Raw genomic sequence first — 19,406 nt, 5'->3', positions numbered from 1 at the left:
GAATGCGATCTACAATAATCATTCCTAACTATAATGGTCTAGAGTATCTTAAGCCTTGCTTGAGATCACTAGTAATGGATGTAGATTCACAATTAGACGAAATAATTATTGTAGACAATGCTTCTACAGATCTGAGTATTAGTTATGTAAATGACAATTATCCTAAAGTGAATGTAGTTGTTTTAGAACGTAATTATGGTTTTGCGGGTGCTGTAAATAAAGGAATAGCTGCAGCAAAAGGCCGATTCGTCGTTCTACTGAATAATGATACCGAAGTCTGCAAGGGTTGGCACACAAGCCTGATAGAGACTATAGAATCTGATCCCAGAATATTTTCTGTCAGCAGTAAAATGATTCAAATGAACAACAAAGATTTTATTGATGATGCTGGAGACGGGTATACAGTTTTGGGATGGGCGTTTAAACGTGGTGATGGGCACAAAATTGTACATTACAATGAACCAGAAGAGGTGTTTAGTTCTTGTGCAGGAGCAGCAATTTATCGGAAAGATATATTTGAGCAAATCGGTGTTTTCGACGAGGAATTCTTTGCTTATTTAGAAGATATTGATCTTTCTTACCGGGCCAAGGTACATGGGTACGTGAATTACTACTCACCAGCGGCAAAGGTATACCATGTTGGAAGTGCGACCAGCGGGGAAAGTAAAGGTAATTTAAATTCCTTTAAAGTTCATATAAGTGCACGCAATAATGTGTATCTTATATATAAAAACATGCCATTTTTGCAGATTTTAATTAATTCCCCTCTTCTGTTCATGGGGTTCCTTTGGAAGTGGAGGGTTTACGGGCGCTTAGGGTTCGGAAAAGATTTTCTTAAAGGCACACTCCAAGGCTGGTCAGGTCTAGGTAGAATAAATAGAGTAAGGCATAAGTTTAAATATGTACCGAATTATCTGAGAATAGAAAAGGAATTAATACTTAACACATTTAGCTATTACAATAGCAGAAAAGAAAGGGATAAGTAACGGTCGCATTTGGCGACTTGATGATCTGATATAGGCGTTTTTTTGTTCCTTAAGCAACGTGAAAGCATATATTAAGGAATGATATGATTTTTGAAGAACTGTTTCCTATAAATATTTAATATAAAGGTGGTCTACACATGAAACTGCTAGTTACCGGCGGAGCCGGATTTATCGGCAGCAACTTTGTATTATACATGCTGCAACAACATCCTGATTACCAAATCGTTAACGTAGATGCGTTGACGTACGCGGGTAATCTGGAGAATTTGAAGTCAATCGAGAATCACCCTAATTACACTTTTGCTAAGGCTGATATTACAGATGTTCAGGCAATGGATGCTTTGTTTAGCCAAGGTGTGGATGTGGTGGTGAATTTTGCTGCTGAATCGCATGTGGATCGGAGTATTTTGGAGCCGGAAGTGTTTGTGAAGACGAATGTGCTTGGAACACAAGTGCTTTTGGATGCGGCGAAAAAATACAGTGTTACTAAGTTCGTTCAAGTTTCTACGGATGAGGTGTACGGATCACTTGGAGCAACTGGGTTGTTTACTGAAGAAACTCCTTTGACTCCGAACAGTCCTTATTCTGCAAGTAAAGCAGGTGGGGATTTGCTTGTTCGTGCTTACCATGAAACATTTGGTCTGCCAGTAAACATTACCCGCTGCTCGAACAATTATGGCCCGTATCAATTCCCTGAAAAACTAATTCCGTTGATGATCTCTCGCGCACTTGCGGACCAAGCGTTGCCTGTTTATGGCGATGGGATGAATATCCGCGACTGGTTGTATGTTGAGGATCATTGCAGCGCGATTGATTTAGTCATTCATGAGGGTGTGAATGGAGAAGTTTACAACATTGGTGGTAATAACGAGCGTACGAATGTGCATATTGTAAACACGGTATTGCAGGAACTAGGCAAACCTGATTCATTGATTACTTATGTTCAAGACCGTCCTGGTCATGATCGTCGCTATGGTATAGATCCAACTAAGATTATGAACGAACTGGGATGGAAGCCGAAACATACGTTTGAAACAGGTATTAAAGAAACCATCCAATGGTATCTCAATAACCGCGAGTGGTGGACTCGCATTCAATCTGGGGAATACCAGAAGTACGCTGAATTACAATATGGCGATCGTTTGGGAGAATCTCTATAATGGCTCAACTGAAGGTACTTGTTACAGGCGCGGCCGGACAACTAGGCCAGGACGTAGTTTTACTACTCCAGTATCAAGGTCACCAAGTGATGGGCTGCGACCGTCAAGAGATGGATATTACTGATCTCGATCAGTGTGTCCAGGTTATTGGTGAGTATGGACCGGATGCTGTCATTCACTGTGCTGCTCACACGGCTGTGGACGCGGCAGAAAGTGACATTGATGCTGCTTATTTAATTAATGCCACTGGAAGTCGAAACGTAGCGATAGCTTCTGAAAAAGCTGGGGCTAAGCTGGTATATATTAGTACAGATTATGTATTTGATGGTTTAGGATCACAGCCTTACCATGAGTATGATAATACTGATCCTAAGAGTATATACGGTAAATCGAAACGTGCGGGTGAAGTGCTCGTTCAATCTCTTTCCTCTAAGTATTTTATCGTACGCACATCATGGGTGTATGGTAAATACGGAAATAATTTTGTTAAAACAATGCTAAAGCTTGGTCAAGAAAAGCCAATGCTTCAAGTTGTAGATGACCAAAAAGGTTCGCCTACCTATACAGTCGATTTAGCTCGATTCTTGCTTGAGCTTATTCAAACTGAGAAGTATGGAGTATACCATGCTTCAAATAGCGACTCTTGCACTTGGTTTGAATTTACGCAGGCGATCTTTGCGGAGGCTGAGGATATTCTGGGCCTGAAATTTACTGCCAAGCTTGAACCGTGTGCTACGGAACAGTTCCCGAGACCTGCACCACGTCCTCGGAATTCGGTGATGGAGCATCTATCGATACGTACGAACGGTTTTCAGGATATTCGACCTTGGCGTGAGGGCCTGAGAGATTTCCTCTTAGAGCTAAAAGAATAAGATAGTAGCAATTGAAACTCCCAAATCGTTCATAACGATGCGGGAGTTTTTTGTATTCTTTCGCTATAATAGGAAGGGAGTAGGTAGTTAACAAGAAATCACAAAGTCGAGGATACCCATGAACAACAAATCAGTTAGTGTACATATCGTCACCTATAATAGTGCTGACGACATCATAGATTGTATAGAGGCAGTAATGGCACAGAATTATTTGGTCAAAAAAATTGTCGTAGTGGACAACGCTTCAACTGATGGTTCGGCGGATAAGGTCAGAACGTTCTATCACCAGTTTAAATCGGACTCACCCGCTGCATTCTTGGTGGGGCATGAAGCTATGAACTCCGCAAGGGAGATAAAGCAATATCCAACAATTGACCTTCTGGAGAATGAGCTTAACACAGGCTTCGCCCCAGCCCACAACCAGGCGATAGCCGCAACGGAGACAGATTACGTGCTCGTCCTTAACCCTGACCTAACGCTGGCTCCAGACTATATCTCCAGACTTATCACACAGATGGAGAATAATCCACAGATCGGCAGCGCCACAGGTAAGCTTCTTCTAAAGGGCGATTATGGACTGGTAGACAGCACGGGTCTCCGTATGAACAGAGCACGGCGTGCGTTTGATCGCGGTGCGGGTGAGCCAGCAGCCCAATGGACACAGTCTGGATCTGTAATTGGTGTATCTGGAGCGGCTGCGGTGTATTCTCGTCGGATGATCAACGACATTAGTGTCGATGGTGAATTTTTTGATGCGGACTTCTTTGCATATAAGGAGGACGTGGACGTCGCCTGGCGCGCTCAGCTCTTTGGCTGGCAAGCTTGCTATGATGCTGAGGCGATCGGGTATCATGAACGTGGCTGGAAAACGTCTGGCCGCAGCACCAAAGCGATGTTCATCCGACGAATATCTTACATTAACCGCTACAAAATGATCTATAAGAATGAACCTGCTCGAACGATGCTGAAGACAATCTTCATTTCTCTTCCCTATGAGCTTGCCGCGCACGGCTATATGCTTCTTAGAGAGCCGCAGTTAATCACAGCATGGAAATCCTTTTTCACTCAGCTCCCTGCATTAAAAAAGAAGCGGAAGTATATACAAACCACCATAAAAGAGAGAAAGAAACACAAAATCTAAATCGAATCTGGAAAAACCTCCCTGAAACGTCACCTCCTCTCAGGGAGGTTTTATGTTATAATTATTGTCGGTAGATTACTATATTTGTCAGGAGCGTTACGCAGTGAATGTAGATGTAAGTATACTTATTGTTAATTACAACACATGTCGCCTGACGATGGATTGTCTCAGGTCGGTATATGACTCAGCAACGAACTATTCCTATGAGATTATTTTGATAGACAATAATTCCCATGATGATTCAGTAGAGAAGATTAGTAGAGAGTTTCCAGGTGTAATGTTGATCGCAAATAACGACAACGTCGGCTTTGCCCGTGCAAATAATCAAGGTATGGAGGCTTCATCCGGAAGGTATGTGCTTCTGCTCAACTCAGATACAGTAGTGCGTAAGGATACGCTGGAGACAATGATCTCCTTTATGGACAGTCGGCTCGATGTTGGGGCGTCAGGATGTAAGATTATTTTACCGGATGGTTCGCTAGATAAAGCCTGTAAGCGGGGATTTCCGACACCGTCAGCTTCCTTCTATTATGCTTTTGGATTTAGTAAGCTATTTCCGGATCGTCCGAGGTTTAATGGTTACCAGTTAGGATATTTGGACCCTGATCTTGATTACCCGATAGATTGTCTGGTTGGTGCGTTTATGCTGCTGCGGCGGGAGACGATTAACCAGGTGGGTGGATTGGATGAAGAGTTCTTTATGTACGGCGAGGATTTAGATTGGTGTTATCGTATTAAAGAGGCTGGCTGGGGGATTTATTATTATCCGAAGACCTCTATTGTACATCTTAAAGGTGGCAGTGCCAGACGCAGACCGTTTAAGATCGTCTATGAATTCCACCGGGCAATGATTTTATTTCATCGTAAGCATTATAGTAAGAAGTACAACAGTATGATAAATGGAACAGTATACGCTGGAGTTGGCGTGAAGTTCGCACTTTCTCTTTTGCGGAATGCCTTAATCTCTCCTAAAAGAGTTCCATCACCTGCACAGAGTCTTAACTCCGCTAATGAAACAGGTGCACGTAACGAAAAGAATACTGAGGTGAATTTATGATTCGGCGTAATCAGAAATTTTTGACACAGCTCTATATGGTGGCTGACTTTCTTGTTATCCAGCTGTCCTTCCTTATAGCCTGGTGGCTAAAGTTTAGAAGTGGTTGGATGGAGTATGAAAACCCGTTGCCTGTAGAGTCGTACGCTTACTGGAGTATGATTTATGGCGGAATTGCAGTGTTAATCGGTATACTGCTGTCGCTGTATTTGCCGAAGCGTAAGAAACGGTTTGTCGATGAATTCATTAAGATTTTCCAAGTGCATATTATGGGCATTTTCATTCTGCTTGGTCTGATGTTTTTCGTGAAAGAAATAAATATCTCCCGAACATATCTAGCTCTTTACATGGGATTGAACATTCTTTCTATTATGCTGTACCGTTATGTACTAAAGAAAATGCTTAAATCTTTTCGCGAAAAGGGCTTCAACCGACAGTTTGCACTCATTATAGGCGCAGGAACGCTAGGCAAAAGATTCTACAATAATCTAGAACAGTACCCTGAGCTTGGGTACGAAGCGATTGGTTTCCTGGATGACTATCATACTTGGGATGGAATTGAAGAACAACGATATAAACCAATTCTTGGAACAGTTGACCAGTTGTCTGGAATGCTAGAGATGCTGCCTGTGGATGAGGTTATACTTGCGCTGCCACTTGATGCGCATTCGAAGTACCCTTCAATTATTGCGGCCTGTGAAAAAGCAGGTGTACGCACATTGATTATCCCTGATTTTTTCGACTACTTACCAGCCCGCCCTTACTTTGATAACTTTGCAGGCATGCCAATGATTAATGTTCGTGATATTCCATTAGATATGACGGGGAATAAGATGGCAAAACGATTGTTTGATATTGTGTTCTCTTTGTTCGCAATTATTATGATCTCTCCAGTGATGCTTATCGTGGCTCTTGGTGTCCGGCTGACCTCTCCGGGACCGATTATATTCCGGCAGGAACGTGTAGGTCTGAACCGTCGTAATTTTATGATGTATAAGTTCCGCTCCATGAAGATGCAGCAGGATGGTGAAGAGGATACAGGCTGGAGTACGCGTGAAGATCCTCGCAGAACTCGGTTTGGTACTTTTATCCGTAAGACAAGTCTAGATGAGCTTCCGCAATTTTTTAATGTGTTGCTGGGACATATGAGTGTGGTGGGACCTCGACCAGAACGCCCATATTATGTGGAACAGTTCCGTGATGAAATTCCGAAGTATATGGTTAAGCACCATGTACGCCCTGGAATTACAGGTTGGGCACAGAGTAATGGACTCCGCGGTGACACTTCCATCGAGGAGCGGATCAAGCACGATATTTTCTACATTGAGAACTGGTCTTTACTGTTTGACATTCGAATTATTTTCAAAACGATTCGCAACGGCTTTGTCAACAAAAATGCTTATTGATTCCTGCACTTATTCAGATTTTCTAAAACTTTAATTGGATCCCCGTTTCTACCTATGGTAGAGCGGGGTATTGTTTTTCTATTGGTTTTATAATCTAAACTTCGCAAAGGAAACTCTCAACTATGGATAAGAAAAAGATTGTTGCTACCGTAATTGTAATTGGAGCTCTTATCATGTTACTTGTAATCGCTTTTAGTAATGAAGACGAACAGCCTGCAAGTGGTTTTGAGGCTCACAAGGTCGTAGCACATGCCATGGGTGGCATTAACGGTCATACATACACCAATGCCTTTGAAGCATTTGTTGCTAATTATGCACAGGGAACTCGTGTATTTGAAGTAGACTTGTTATTATCGGCTGATGATCAGCTAGTAGGTAGGCATGAGTGGTCAGGCAACATGAGTAAGCTTTTAGGTCAGTTGGATGTACTTCCTGCTAATAAACAAGGGGTAGTGCTAGATTATAAGGAATTCATGGACAGTCCAATCTTAAATATATACTCCCCGATCGATGTTGAGAAGTTGCTTGATCTGATGCAGCATTATTCAGATGCTTATATCGTGACCGATACGAAAGAAATCAAACCTGAACTTATAAATAAACAATTTACATTGTTGGTAGAAGCGGCGCAGCGCCGGGATCCAGCCATATTAGATCGAATCATTCCACAAATATACAATCAGACGATGCTGGATGAGATCAATAAGGTATATTCTTTTCCGGAAGTGCTCTACACCCTGTACCAATCCAAGGATACGGATGAACAGGTTATTGAGTTTGTAAATAAAACAGGTGTGGATATTACCATGCCAGTTAGCCGAGCCACCAAGAGCTTTGTTAAAAAGCTGAAGAAGACTGGCGCTCGAGTATATGTTCATACAGTAAATGAAGAAGATGAAATTAGGGAACTGGCCCGTATGGGCGTGGATGGTTTTTACACTGATTTTGTACCCGAAAAGGATTTGATTAACATCTCAGGTGTACGTTGAAATCGTAGACTACTTATTGCCATTAATATATCCCCACAAATTGCTGCTTTCCTTAGCGTGTATTCAGGTACTTTGCGGGGTTTCCCAAAATTTATATGCGAAAAAATGTTCGCATTTTTGTTCGCTTTAAATTGACACACCTGCTGTGCTGGCATAGACTAGATTTATATCTTTTGCGGCGGCAGGAGTGTCTTTGTCTTGCCCAAATGACTATTAAGGATGATTCTCATGAAATCAGTGCAGCAAATGATCAAACCTTGGCGGCATGTGTTTAAGCTTGACCCTGACCGGATGATTTTGGATGAGGATTTGGAGGCCGTTTGCTTATCTGGCACGGATGCCATACTGATAGGGGGCTCTACAGGAGTAACCTATGAGAACACAGTGGATCTCTTATCCAGAGTAAGACGGTTTGAGTTGCCCTGTGCACTCGAGGTGTCCGAACTTGAAGCTGCTGTGCCCGGATTTGATCTTTATATGATTCCAATGGTGCTTAATACGCCTGATCCAGCTTGGATTGTAGGCCATCATCGCCGAGCGATTGAACGCTATGGATTTATGATTCCATGGGATTCGTTACTAACGGAAGGCTATATTGTGCTGAATAGCGAATCTTCAGTTGCGCGGATTACAGGGGCTGAGACGGCGATTGATGCTGAAGAAGCGGCTGCTTATGCTCAGGTTGCGGACAGGCTGATGTCACTGCCAATTGTTTATCTTGAATACAGCGGTAGATTCGGGGATATGGAGACCGTGCGGACAGTGCGCGAAATGGTGGAGCAAGCCCAGCTTTTTTATGGTGGAGGCATTACTTGTGAGGCGGAAGCCGAGCAGGCAGCAGCTCTATGTGATACAGTAGTGGTCGGCAATATTATTTATAGTGATGTACAGAAGGCACTGCTAACAGTTGCGGCTGTGAAGAAGACAGTACAAGAGCAATTTGAGTAGTGGTTAGTCCAAGGACTACTTATGATTTGTGATTTTATATTGTGATTTTATATTTAGAAAGGAGCATGTTACACATGCAACTTATTAGCATACAAGATGCAGTGAGTCGACTGAATCCTCCACAAAGACAGGCTGTCGAAACTACTGAAGGACCCCTTTTGATTATGGCTGGTGCGGGCAGTGGGAAGACGAGAGTGTTGACTCACAGAATCGCCTGGCTGATTGCCAATCGAAAGGCGCCGCCTTGGGCGATTTTGGCGATTACGTTTACGAATAAAGCCGCGCGGGAAATGCAGGAACGGGTATCTAAGCTCGTTGGACCTGAGGGAAGAGATATCTGGGTATCCACCTTTCACTCTATGTGTGTGCGGATTTTGCGGAAGGATATCGAGCGGATTGGCTTTACCTCCAACTTCTCCATCTTGGACTCTACAGATCAGCTATCGGTAATCCGTAACTGTATGAAGGAACTGAACATTGATACGAAAAAATTCGAGCCAAAAGCTGTACAAGCTGTAATCAGCGCATCCAAAAATGAACTGATCACTCCAGCGCAGTATGAGCAGAAGGTTGGCGATTATTTTGAAGGCCTTATTGCTAAGGTTTATAAGATGTACCAAAGACGTTTGAGAAGCAATAACTCGCTGGACTTTGATGATTTGATTATGAAGACTATCGAATTATTTAAAGAAGTTCCCGAGGTTCTTGATTTCTACCAAAAGAAATTCAAATACATCCATGTAGATGAGTATCAGGATACGAATAGAGCGCAGTACATGTTATGCCGCATGCTAGCTGATAGCCACCACCGGATTTGTGTGGTAGGGGATAGTGACCAGTCGATTTATCGCTGGCGCGGAGCGGATATTACGAACATTCTTAATTTTGAAGAGGATTATCCAGAAGCGAAGACCATTCTTTTAGAACAAAACTATCGTTCGACCGCTAATATCCTGAATGCAGCGAATGGTGTGATCGCGCTCAATAGTGGACGGAAGCCGAAGAAGCTGTGGACCGACTCTGAAGAAGGCGCCAAGATTAAAGTGTACAGAGCAGATTCTGAGCATGACGAAGGGTACTTTGTAACCGGAGAAATTAGTAAGAATGTAAAACAAGGCCAAGCTTATCAGAATCACGCGATATTGTATCGTACGAATGCCCAGTCACGGGTAATCGAGGAAATTCTGATTAAATCAGATATTCCGTATCAAATTGTTGGCGGGATTAAGTTCTATGATCGTAAAGAAATCAAGGATCTACTGGCGTATCTACGCCTGTTGTCTAACCCTGATGATGATATCAGCCTGACGCGTATTATTAATGTACCTAAGCGGGGATTAGGGGATACAACGGTTGGCAAGCTGGCAGCTGCGGCTGGTGAACGTGGTGTTTCTATCTTCCGCGTACTGCAAACTGTTGATGATTTGGGCTTTGCCGGACGGACGCGGAATATGCTAGTAGAGTTCTACGATATGATTGAAGCTCTGCACCGTATGGTGGAGTTCTTGTCTGTAACTGAACTGACGGAAAAAATCTTGGAGATGTCGCAGTACCGTTTGGAGCTGCAAAATGAAAACACACTCGAATCTCGCTCCCGGCTAGAGAATATCGATGAGTTCTTGTCCGTGACGATGGAGTTTGAAAAGAATAACGAGGACAAGTCACTGGTCTCCTTCCTCACGGATCTGGCCCTTATCGCAGATATTGATAGTGTCAACGATGATGAAGAGGATCGTAGTGATGCTGTTGTGCTAATGACAATGCACAGTGCCAAAGGTCTGGAATTCCCGACCGTTTTTATCGTCGGTATGGAAGAAGGCGTATTCCCGCATAGCCGTGCTTTCCAGGACAATGATGAGCTCGAAGAGGAACGTCGGCTTGCTTATGTAGGGATCACACGCGCCGAGAAACAACTGTTTCTCTCCTGTGCACGGATGCGTACACTCTTTGGGCGGACGACGGCGAACCAGCCGTCCCGCTTCCTGGAGGAGATTCCAGAAGAGCTGAAGGAAGATACCGTTAAGACGAAGGACCGCTTCCAGCGCGGAGGCGCGGACGTAGGCGGTGCTTACGGCGGACGCGGCTTTAGCGGCGGTAGCCGTGGGAACTTTGGCGGCCGGGGCGGAGCGGCCGAAGCTACGTCGGCAGGCGGAAGCACGGCGTCAGCAGCGACAAGCAAGAGCAGCGTGACCGTAACCTCCGGAGGCGCTCAGCGCGCTACTGGAGCAGGGGCTGCAGCAGCTGGCGAATACAAAGCGGGTGATAAGGTTTCGCATGGCAAATGGGGCACTGGCACCGTTGTAGCTGTGAAGGGCACCGGGAATGATACGGAGCTACAAATTGCTTTTCCGGCACCAGTGGGTGTAAAACGACTGCTTGCAGGGTTTGCACCGATTACCAGGGTGGAATAATAGTAACAAACGATTAACGAACGGATATTTAGACCACGCTAACCATTAGGAAACTTATTGACGGAGGGATGTACCTGCATGGATGCTATGCATGTGATGGAAGAGCTTGTTGCAGAATTGAATCACTATAATTACCACTACTATACGCTGGATACACCGCTAGTCAGCGATAAGGAATACGATGTTTTATACGACAAGCTTGTAGCACTGGAGGCTGAGAGTGGCTTCGTGTTACCGGATTCTCCTACACAACGTGTAGGAGGAGATCTTCTTAAGGGCTTCACGCCGCATCGGCATCTGGCTCCGCTTTGGAGTCTGGATAAAGCACAGAATATCGAACAGCTGCGGAGCTGGAATACGCGGGTACTTCGCTTAGTGAATGAGTACAATCTTAAGAACCCAGGCAACCCTCTGCCTGATCCTTGTTATGCAGTAGAACTGAAGTTCGATGGCTTGACGCTAAATCTAACCTATCGGAATGGTGTTCTCGAACAGGCATCAACCCGTGGGAATGGTGTAGTGGGTGAAGGAATCCTTGCACAGGTGAAGACCATTAAGTCTGTTCCATTAACGATTCCTTTTAAAGAAGGGGTCATTGAGGTTCAGGGTGAAGGAATTATGAATCTGTCTGTGCTGGCTGATTATAATACACGGGCTGCAGAGCCGCTGAAGAATGCACGTAATGCAGCAGCGGGTGCACTGCGTAATCTTAATCCAAAGACGACTGCAGAGCGTCGGTTGAATGCTTATTTCTATAATGTAGGTTTTGCAGAGGGTGTAGATTTCGCAGATCATCAGGAGATGATGGATTTTCTGCGGAATAACAAATTCAAAGTAAATCCTTATCTGACTTACTGCAATGATTTCGATGATGTGACCGAACAGCTTGCTGGAATCGAGGAGAGTCGTTCAAGTCTTGATTACCTGATCGATGGGGCCGTAATTAAGGTGACGGATTTCCGTATCCGTGAGGTTCTTGGTTATACGGATAAGTTTCCACGCTGGGCGGTGGCTTATAAATTTGAAGCGGAAGAAACAACGACCGTGCTAGAGTCTGTTAGCTGGAATGTTGGACGTACAGGTAAAGTGACTCCGCTGGCTCGTGTTGAGGCTGTAGAGCTTGCTGGAGTTACCGTACAGAATTGCACATTAAATAATGTGGGCGATATTGAGCGCAAAAACTTGAAATTCGCCTTAGGCTCACGAGTGTTTATTCGGCGCTCTAATGATGTTATCCCGGAAATCCTCGGCAAAGTAACAGAAGAGAATGACGGTGAAGAGATCATTTTTCCTGAAAATTGTCCGGCTTGTGGATATCCGCTGGAAATGCGCGGCGCACATCTTTTCTGTAATAATAAGCTGAATTGTAGGCCGCAAATTATTAGCCGGATCACCCATTTCGCTTCGCGAGATGCGATGGATATCGAGACGTTCAGTGAGAAGACGGCAGGCCAGCTCTACGACGAGCTTAATGTACATGACTCTGCCGATCTGTATGAATTGTCCTTTGAGCAGCTTGTACAGCTAAATCGTTTTGGAGAGAAAAAAGCACAGAATTTGCTGCAAGCGTTAGAAGATAGCAAGGGGCGTGATCTCGCTTCGTTCCTCTTTGCGTTAGGTATTCCTAACACAGGAAAAGCAACAACCAGGATGCTGGCCGATCATTTCCGCGATTTGGATGCTGTGATGCAGGCTAAAGCAGAGGAGCTCGCTGAGTTACCGGACATTGGCGGGATTGTCGCCGAAAGCATTGTTAACTTCTTCGCAGATCCTATCGTTGTGGCGAACGTTTCGCGGCTGCGCGCGCTTGGGGTTGAAGCGAAAGCTCCTGAGGCACCACGTCCTGTTAGTACGAATTCCTTCTTTAGCGGAAAAACGGTAGTGTTGACCGGTTCGTTACAAAAGCTTACCCGAGACGAAGCCGCTGAACGCTTAGAAGCACTTGGAGCGAAGGTATCCGGTAGTGTATCCAAGAAGACGGATTTAGTTATTGCCGGCGAGAAGGCAGGTAGTAAACTGGCCAAGGCGCAGCAGCTGGGCATTCAAGTCATTGAGGATGAGGATGAGCTGATTCGATTGCTGGAGATGTAAGCATAGTTATACTAGAACCTCAAAAGGTTCCAGTTCCATTTCGTTTAAGTACGAGAGGAGCTGGAACCCTTTTTTTGCGTATTCTTCTTATTGTCATTCGATTGATCTGCTAATATATAAGCTATAGATACTTATTACTCTATTTGAAAGGATACCCCTTCCGTGAAGAGAGAGACGATATTGTTAGTAGATGATGAGAGGGAAATTGTAGAGCTGTTATCGATTTATCTCAGCAATGAGGGCTACCGGCTGCTTAAAGCCTATGATGGGTTGGAAGCGCTGGCGTGTCTGCAGAAGGAAGAAGTGGATTTAATTATTCTTGATGTCATGATGCCTAAGATGGATGGACTAGCGGCATGTATGAAGATCCGTGAAGCGCGGAAGATGCCGATTATCATCCTTTCAGCCAAAAATACCGATATGGACAAAATCTCAGGACTGAGCATAGGAGCGGACGACTACGTGGGCAAGCCTTTTAATCCTTTAGAGATTGTGGCCCGCGTCAAGTCACAGCTGCGTCGTTACCACGCATTTAATAAGGATAATAGTAGCTTGGGGAGTGAAAGTAAACTGAGCTTTGAAGATTTAACCATAGATACGTCTAAGCATGAGGTACATGTAGATCTACAGAAGATTAAGCTGACTCCGCGGGAATTTTCTATTCTAGAGCTTTTGGCAAGGCACCAAGGTCAAGTGCTCAGCTTAGAACAGATTTACGATAAAGTGTGGAATGAACCATTTTTAGATGGAGGCAATACAGTTATGGTACATATTCGTAATCTCCGCGACAAAATTGAAATCGATTCAAAGCGCCCGCGTTACATACAAACCGTCTGGGGAGTTGGCTATAAATTAGATGGACCTTCCTGAAAGGATTAGGTGAGGCTTCTTGAATTCGAAATATATAACAACGATCCGGTGGAAGTTTATATTTGCATTTTTACTTAGTGTACTTTCCGGTGGTTTGTTACTTATGGCTGGCTACCAGCTCGTTAATTTTATGATCTATCTGAATCCAGCTCCAGAGTCGGCTCCCTATTCACGTATCTTACGCTGGATCATTAATCATATTGGCTCTGTGCCACTACTGACCGCAGCCGGGATTATCAGCTTTTTGCTGTTCTTTTTTATCTATACTCGTAAAGTAGTGCTGTATCTGGAGGAGATCACCAAAGGGATTCAGGAAATCACGAGCTCAGGGATGACTCACCGCATTGAGGTCAGAACATCGGACGAGTTGGGTGTGCTGGCTGAGAATATTAATGAAATGGCTGAGCGTTTGCAGCACTCCGTGGAAGAGGAACGTAAAGCTGTGAATGCGAAAAATGACTTGATTACTGGCGTTTCACACGACTTACGAACCCCACTCACCTCTGTCCTCGGCTTTCTGGAATATATCGAGCAAGATCGATGCCAGGAAGAAGTAGAAATACGATATTACGTGAGCATAGCCTACAACAAATCCCTTGTGCTGCGTAAACTGATCGACGATCTTTTTGAATATACACGCGTAAATAGTGGGGAATACCCTCTGGCTATGGAGCGATTAGATTTAAAAGCATTTATACGGCAGTTAGCGGAGGAGTCGGTTCCTGAACTAACAAAGGCTGAAATGACCTACGAGATCGATGACCAAGCTGATGAGCTGTGGATAGAGGCTTCCCCTAAAGAATTAGTTCGTGCTTATGAGAATTTGATTACGAATGCAATCCGTTACGGGAGAAGCGGCAAAAAACTGGAGATTGGTTTCAGTAAAAAGGGAAATGAAGCGATTGTCCGCATTAGCAACTTTGGAGAGAGGATTGCAGAGAGCGATATTCCGTTTATTTTTGAACGATTTTATCGGGCAGAGAAGTCCCGTTCACAGCATACAGGCGGTTCAGGCTTAGGCCTTGCCATTTCAAAAAGTATCATCGAACGCCACAATGGCGTTATTTATGTAGAAAGCTCCCCACTTCGCACGGATTTCATCACCTGTTTCCCCTTCTTCATAGAATCTTAAGAAAACTCTAGGCAGGTTCTTAAGATTTGGAAGCTATCCTTGAAATATAAGAAAGTATAAGCTTCAAGCTATACTTTATCCTTATATTTTTCGAAGAAATGCTTATCGTCCTTAAAAAGGACGCCGAAGGCGTTTCTTCTTATGAGCACAAGGAGGGATTACTATGCACAAACTTCGGACGGTTCGCATCCATTATCTTTATGTTTTTATAGGGAGTGCTCTTTTGAGTGCTGCCTTTCTTTTTGCTGTCCAGCGGGTTGTTGCTTTACTGTATGCTCATTATTTGGGGCAATCAGGCGTCTTTTTTGTTCGTCTTATCCATTGGACCATTAATCATATTGGAACAATCCCCAGCGCCATAATTCTATTTGTTCTATTCTTCAGCGGGTTGTTTATTCTCCGTTCACAGAAAATTGCCGATGATTTGCACACGGTATTGCTTGGAACCTCAGAGTTAGCAGATAAGGGAGTAACAAAAGAAATCAAGGTTCTCTCCGGAGGAGAATTAGGACAAATCGCTGCTAACCTGAATCGCATGCAAAGAATTGAAGTTCCAAATAGAGGCGTAGCACCAGAAACGATGCAGGACACACCAGCAGTAGCTTTATTGATAAGAACTCGGGCAATTCTCCGTGCTCTCCGTGAGGTAGAGGATGCTGACAATATGGATGATGGGATGGAAGCCCAAGCACTTCTTGAAGCAGCGAATGTTGAAGCCCGTAGTATGGAGCGGTTCTTAGAGAACCTGATTATAGAGTCATGAATGCCGTTACCGAAAAAAAACAAAGTGTAGCCCGTTCAGGCAAGGATGGCAGATGGATCATGCGTACCCGGATACTCCGTCTGGGGTATTTATTATTTGATGGGAGTATCATTGGAATAATAATAGCGCTCGTGGGTTTGCTTTACGTATTTCAATACGGCGGGCAAGTGGTTGAGCAGCAAGAGGATAAACTTCAGCTGCCGGAATCGAGCATCATTAAGGCCTCGGATGGGACGACATTACGAAGGATCCCTTTACCGGGCTCGGGGTATAGACATTCAGCGGAGCTGGAGGAGATGCCTGCATTATTGATCAATACGTTTTTAGCGGTGGAGGACCGGCGCTTTTATAGCCACCAGGGGTTAGATTATAAAGGGATTTCTCGCGCTTTTCTAAATAATCTTGTGGATATGGATCTCTCCGAGGGCGGGAGTAGTATTACTCAGCAGCTAGCTCGCAATCTTTATTTGAACAGGAACAAGAATGTCATACGTAAGCTAAATGAAGCATCCATTGCTCTTGCATTAGAGAGACAGTTAACAAAACGAGAGATCCTAGGGCTTTACCTCAATCAGATTTATATGGGGCGTGGGCAATATGGAGTAAAGGCAGCTGCGGAGCGTTACTTCGGCGTATCCGATTTAAAAAAACTAGAAATATGGCAAATCGCCACCCTAGCGGGAATTCCTAAAGGACCGTCTATTTATAATCCGGTAGATAATTGGACATTATCCAAAACAAGAAGGGATCTCGTTCTACAGATTATGTTAGATCAAGGACTGATCACTAATGAACAAATGATTAAGGCTAGAGATATACAGTATCATCCTCCCGCTGCAAACAAAGAAGAAATCATTGGCGTACATTATGTGGATGCTACGCTTAAGGAAGCGGCTCAGATCACTGGGAAGTCTGTGGAGGAGCTTCGGACGGGTGGCTACATTATTGTTACAGGATTGAACATTCAAGCACAGCAGGCGCTTGAACAGGCCTTTCTTAAGCACTCATCTTTCCCGCCCGACGGAAAAGATCAGCAGGTAGAAGCAGCTATGACGATCATGGATCATCGTACAGGTGAAGTGGTAGCATTGATTGGTGGACGTGAACATAACGAGGGGAGCTTGAATAGAGCTACAATTGATGCGCGGCAACCTGGGTCCAGCTTCAAGCCGATCATTGACTATGGACCCGCACTAGAGAGCGGGAAGTATAGCCCGGATAGCATACTGTCTGATCGCAAATACGCTTATGGAAGCTATGTACCTGAGAATTTGAATGGAGTGTACCAAGGTAAGATTACCATGAACACAGCGCTACAAAAATCCATAAATGCGCCAGCCGTCTGGCTTTTGAAGCAGGTTGGAATCTCATCTGCGCGGCAATTCGCAGCCAAATTAGGAATTGTACTTACGGAGGAGGATAACCATTTATCAATAGCTTTGGGAGGGCTTCATAACGGAGTATCTCCACTTAAAATGACACAAGCCTACGGTGTCTTTGCTAATGGAGGTAAACTGAATGAGGCTCATATGGTACGCACGATAATGGATTCAAAAGGGAAGGTCGTGTATTCACATCTCTCCGAATCACGGCAGGTAATCTCGCAGCGAACCGCAGAGGCAATGACGATGATGCTCCGTAATGTTGTCAATGAAGGAACAGGCAAAAAAGCGCAAATGAACAGACCTGTAGCAGGGAAAACCGGAACAACCCAATTGGATTTGCCTGGCGTAAGCAAGAAAGCTAATCGGGATTTGTGGTTTGTTGGTTATACTTCGGAATGGACAGCTGCAGTGTGGATGGGGTTTGATCGTACAAATAGGGATAATTATATGACAGAGGGCAGCGGGAAGGCTGCCGCTCTATTTTCTGCAGTCATGAGTAAGGCGTTAAGTGGTTACTGATTTTACTGATGTTTATTGAGCGGCCCATTCTTCTAGTTTCTCGTCTCTAGGAAGCAGGAGAGCAAGGAAACCAAGAAGAGGGAGGAATCCACAAGCAATAAACACTTTTGAAATTCCAATGGTGTCAATCAGATTGCCGAGTACCAAAGAGCCAATTCCTCCGAGCCCAAAAGCAAGACCAGTGATTAACCCTGAAACTGTTCCGATATTGCCTGGATAAAGCATCTGAGCGTAGATTACAGTAACGGAGAAGCTGGACAAAAGGATGAAACCACCAATCAGCAGGAGAATAGCTGCCCACATTTGGTTCACAAAGGGTAGAGCCAGCGCAAAGGGCACTGTTCCGACCATAGAAAGAAGGATGAGATTACGCCGTCCGAAGCGGTCAGCCAGTGGGCCTCCAAAGAATGTACCGACAGCTCCAGCTGCCAGATACATAAAAATATAGATTTGGGCCTTATCAAGCGTCATTTGATATTTGTCCATTAAATAGAAAGCGTAGTAACTGCCGATAGAAGCGCCGTACCAAGATCTTACAAAGACTAGGAACACAAGGATGATAGTTGCCGTGCGAATACTTTTGCGGCGGGCAGGATCGATTGCGCGTGCGGTTGATTTCTTATGAAACGTATATCCCGCATCCAGCATCTCCCGATACCAGCGAGCGACATAGGTCTGGACGGCAATTCCGGCAGCCGCAACGATAGTGAAGCCAAGAGCCCCGATCTGCCCAAAGGGAATGAAAATCCATTTTGTAAGCATTGGACCTAGAGATTGCCCGGCATTGCCGCCGACTTGAAAAATAGATTGCGAAAGACCTTTCCGCTGACCGGCAGCCATATGAGCCACACGCATGCCTTCCGGATGAAAGGTAGCAGATCCGAAGCCGATTAACATGACGGAAAACAATACAAGGATATAGTTGTTGGCATAAGCCAATAAAAGTACGCCTAAAAATGTGCTGCACATGCCCAGTGGTAACAAAATAGGACGAGGTTTGCGATCAGCGGCATATCCGATGACTGGCTGGATCACTGAGGACGTCATGTTTAAGGCGAAGGAGATCCACCCAATTTGAGCAAAGGAGAGCATCAGGTTATCTTTAAGAATAGGGAAGATTGCAGGGATAACTGCCTGAATAGAATCGTTAAATAAATGAACAAAGCTGACAGCCAGCAAAATCTTATAAATTGTTGCTTGCTGCAGATTACGCTGCTCCTTGTCCTTAGTGTTTGTTTGGCTCGTAGCAGTAGATGGATTGTTTTTCATTTAGACTCCTCTCGTACGTATCATTAGAAGTTAATATATGGGATTGCGATAGATTCTATTTAGCCACAGATTATGAATTATTGGAATCAATTTGTGTTGGTTTGTGTTAGTTTGAAAGTATTTATTCGTAGATTATTTTTATTTCAAAAAAAGCTTGCAAACATAAGAACGGCATGGTATATTATCTCTTGTGCTTATGACGCATCGAACAAATGAAACACAAACGATGAAAAAATAAGTTGACAAGAAATACGACAACATGATATACTATAATTCCTGTGCAAGAGACATTGAATGTCGAAATGCTAGGAGCAAGTTCTTTGAAAACTGAACAAATGGAACGCGTTAATTTTTAAAAAGATTCATTTAATGAATCGTCAGTTTCAAAATGAGCATATCGCTCTTTTCAA

Annotated in this window: 15 protein-coding genes; 14 read left to right on the top strand and 1 reads right to left on the bottom strand. The window is 44.2% G+C overall.

Annotation, left to right across the window (positions count from 1 at the left end):
* The first annotated feature begins 2 nt into the window (after positions 1-2).
* The 14 genes from CA598_RS10945 (at position 3) to CA598_RS10880 (ending at position 17,727) form a co-directional block, all read left to right on the top strand.
* Entirely contained in the window at positions 3-986 is a 984-nt protein-coding gene (locus CA598_RS10945) for a glycosyltransferase family 2 protein (protein ID WP_094876508.1), read from the top strand.
* A gap of 137 nt (positions 987-1,123) precedes the next feature.
* Positions 1,124-2,146, top strand: a complete 1,023-nt coding sequence (gene rfbB, locus CA598_RS10940; RefSeq protein WP_094876507.1) for a dTDP-glucose 4,6-dehydratase — start codon at positions 1,124-1,126, stop codon at positions 2,144-2,146.
* Between the two features lie 8 nt (positions 2,147-2,154).
* Complete coding sequence (gene rfbD, locus CA598_RS10935; protein WP_094876543.1) at positions 2,155-3,018, top strand: dTDP-4-dehydrorhamnose reductase; 864 nt, start codon at positions 2,155-2,157, stop codon at positions 3,016-3,018.
* Between the two features lie 118 nt (positions 3,019-3,136).
* On the top strand, positions 3,137-4,159 hold the full coding sequence (locus CA598_RS10930) for a glycosyltransferase family 2 protein (RefSeq protein WP_094876506.1): 1,023 nt from the start codon (positions 3,137-3,139) through the stop codon (positions 4,157-4,159).
* 157 nt (positions 4,160-4,316) lie between these two features.
* On the top strand, positions 4,317-5,216 hold the full coding sequence (locus CA598_RS10925) for a glycosyltransferase family 2 protein (protein WP_373455819.1): 900 nt from the start codon (positions 4,317-4,319) through the stop codon (positions 5,214-5,216).
* On the top strand, positions 5,213-6,619 hold the full coding sequence (locus CA598_RS10920; RefSeq protein WP_094876504.1) for an undecaprenyl-phosphate glucose phosphotransferase: 1,407 nt from the start codon (positions 5,213-5,215) through the stop codon (positions 6,617-6,619). Before CA598_RS10925 ends, CA598_RS10920 begins: the two co-directional genes overlap by 4 nt.
* A gap of 122 nt (positions 6,620-6,741) precedes the next feature.
* Complete coding sequence (locus CA598_RS10915) at positions 6,742-7,608, top strand: phosphatidylinositol-specific phospholipase C/glycerophosphodiester phosphodiesterase family protein (RefSeq protein WP_094876503.1); 867 nt, start codon at positions 6,742-6,744, stop codon at positions 7,606-7,608.
* Between the two features lie 228 nt (positions 7,609-7,836).
* Positions 7,837-8,556 (top strand): heptaprenylglyceryl phosphate synthase, encoded by a 720-nt coding sequence (pcrB, locus tag CA598_RS10910; RefSeq protein ID WP_179283642.1) that lies wholly within the window; start codon positions 7,837-7,839, stop codon positions 8,554-8,556.
* A gap of 74 nt (positions 8,557-8,630) precedes the next feature.
* Positions 8,631-10,967 (top strand): DNA helicase PcrA, encoded by a 2,337-nt coding sequence (gene pcrA, locus CA598_RS10905; RefSeq protein ID WP_094876502.1) that lies wholly within the window; start codon positions 8,631-8,633, stop codon positions 10,965-10,967.
* A gap of 78 nt (positions 10,968-11,045) precedes the next feature.
* Positions 11,046-13,058: an NAD-dependent DNA ligase LigA gene (ligA, locus tag CA598_RS10900; protein WP_094876501.1), complete on the top strand. Its 2,013-nt coding sequence runs from the start codon at positions 11,046-11,048 to the stop codon at positions 13,056-13,058.
* Between the two features lie 162 nt (positions 13,059-13,220).
* Entirely contained in the window at positions 13,221-13,928 is a 708-nt protein-coding gene (locus CA598_RS10895) for a response regulator transcription factor (RefSeq protein ID WP_094870809.1), read from the top strand.
* Between the two features lie 19 nt (positions 13,929-13,947).
* Positions 13,948-15,060: a sensor histidine kinase gene (locus CA598_RS10890; protein WP_256990457.1), complete on the top strand. Its 1,113-nt coding sequence runs from the start codon at positions 13,948-13,950 to the stop codon at positions 15,058-15,060.
* A gap of 163 nt (positions 15,061-15,223) precedes the next feature.
* Positions 15,224-15,823, top strand: coding sequence for a hypothetical protein (locus CA598_RS10885; RefSeq protein WP_094876500.1), 600 nt, complete (start codon positions 15,224-15,226; stop codon positions 15,821-15,823).
* Between the two features lie 59 nt (positions 15,824-15,882).
* The gene (locus CA598_RS10880; RefSeq protein WP_094876540.1) at positions 15,883-17,727 is read left to right on the top strand and encodes a transglycosylase domain-containing protein; all 1,845 of its coding nucleotides are present in this window, start codon (positions 15,883-15,885) and stop codon (positions 17,725-17,727) included.
* Between the two features lie 12 nt (positions 17,728-17,739).
* Here the strand turns inward: CA598_RS10880 and CA598_RS10875 are convergent, their stop codons facing one another.
* Positions 17,740-18,996: an MFS transporter gene (locus CA598_RS10875; RefSeq protein WP_094870805.1), complete on the bottom strand. Its 1,257-nt coding sequence runs from the start codon at positions 18,994-18,996 to the stop codon at positions 17,740-17,742.
* Positions 18,997-19,406: the final 410 nt, after the last annotated feature.

The organism is Paenibacillus sp. VTT E-133291, from assembly GCF_002264395.1.
Lineage (GTDB): Bacteria > Bacillota > Bacilli > Paenibacillales > Paenibacillaceae > Paenibacillus_AQ > Paenibacillus_AQ nitricinens.
Note: the sequence above shows the minus strand (reverse complement) of the source record. Positions and strands in the feature narration are given on the sequence as shown.

Excerpts from the sequence above, each read along its gene's own strand:
- pcrA (WP_094876502.1), top strand. The coding sequence starts at position 8,631 with ATGCAACTTATTAGCATACAAGATGCAGTGAGTCGACTGAATCCTCCA.
- CA598_RS10875 (WP_094870805.1), bottom strand. The coding sequence starts at position 18,996 with ATGAAAAACAATCCATCTACTGCTACGAGCCAAACAAACACTAAGGAC.
- pcrB (WP_179283642.1), top strand. The coding sequence starts at position 7,837 with ATGAAATCAGTGCAGCAAATGATCAAACCTTGGCGGCATGTGTTTAAG.
- CA598_RS10945 (WP_094876508.1), top strand. The coding sequence starts at position 3 with ATGCGATCTACAATAATCATTCCTAACTATAATGGTCTAGAGTATCTT.
- CA598_RS10920 (WP_094876504.1), top strand. The coding sequence starts at position 5,213 with ATGATTCGGCGTAATCAGAAATTTTTGACACAGCTCTATATGGTGGCT.
- CA598_RS10925 (WP_373455819.1), top strand. The coding sequence starts at position 4,317 with ATGGATTGTCTCAGGTCGGTATATGACTCAGCAACGAACTATTCCTAT.
- CA598_RS10880 (WP_094876540.1), top strand. The coding sequence starts at position 15,883 with ATGCGTACCCGGATACTCCGTCTGGGGTATTTATTATTTGATGGGAGT.
- rfbB (WP_094876507.1), top strand. The coding sequence starts at position 1,124 with ATGAAACTGCTAGTTACCGGCGGAGCCGGATTTATCGGCAGCAACTTT.
- CA598_RS10930 (WP_094876506.1), top strand. The coding sequence starts at position 3,137 with ATGAACAACAAATCAGTTAGTGTACATATCGTCACCTATAATAGTGCT.
- CA598_RS10915 (WP_094876503.1), top strand. The coding sequence starts at position 6,742 with ATGGATAAGAAAAAGATTGTTGCTACCGTAATTGTAATTGGAGCTCTT.
- ligA (WP_094876501.1), top strand. The coding sequence starts at position 11,046 with ATGGATGCTATGCATGTGATGGAAGAGCTTGTTGCAGAATTGAATCAC.
- CA598_RS10885 (WP_094876500.1), top strand. The coding sequence starts at position 15,224 with ATGCACAAACTTCGGACGGTTCGCATCCATTATCTTTATGTTTTTATA.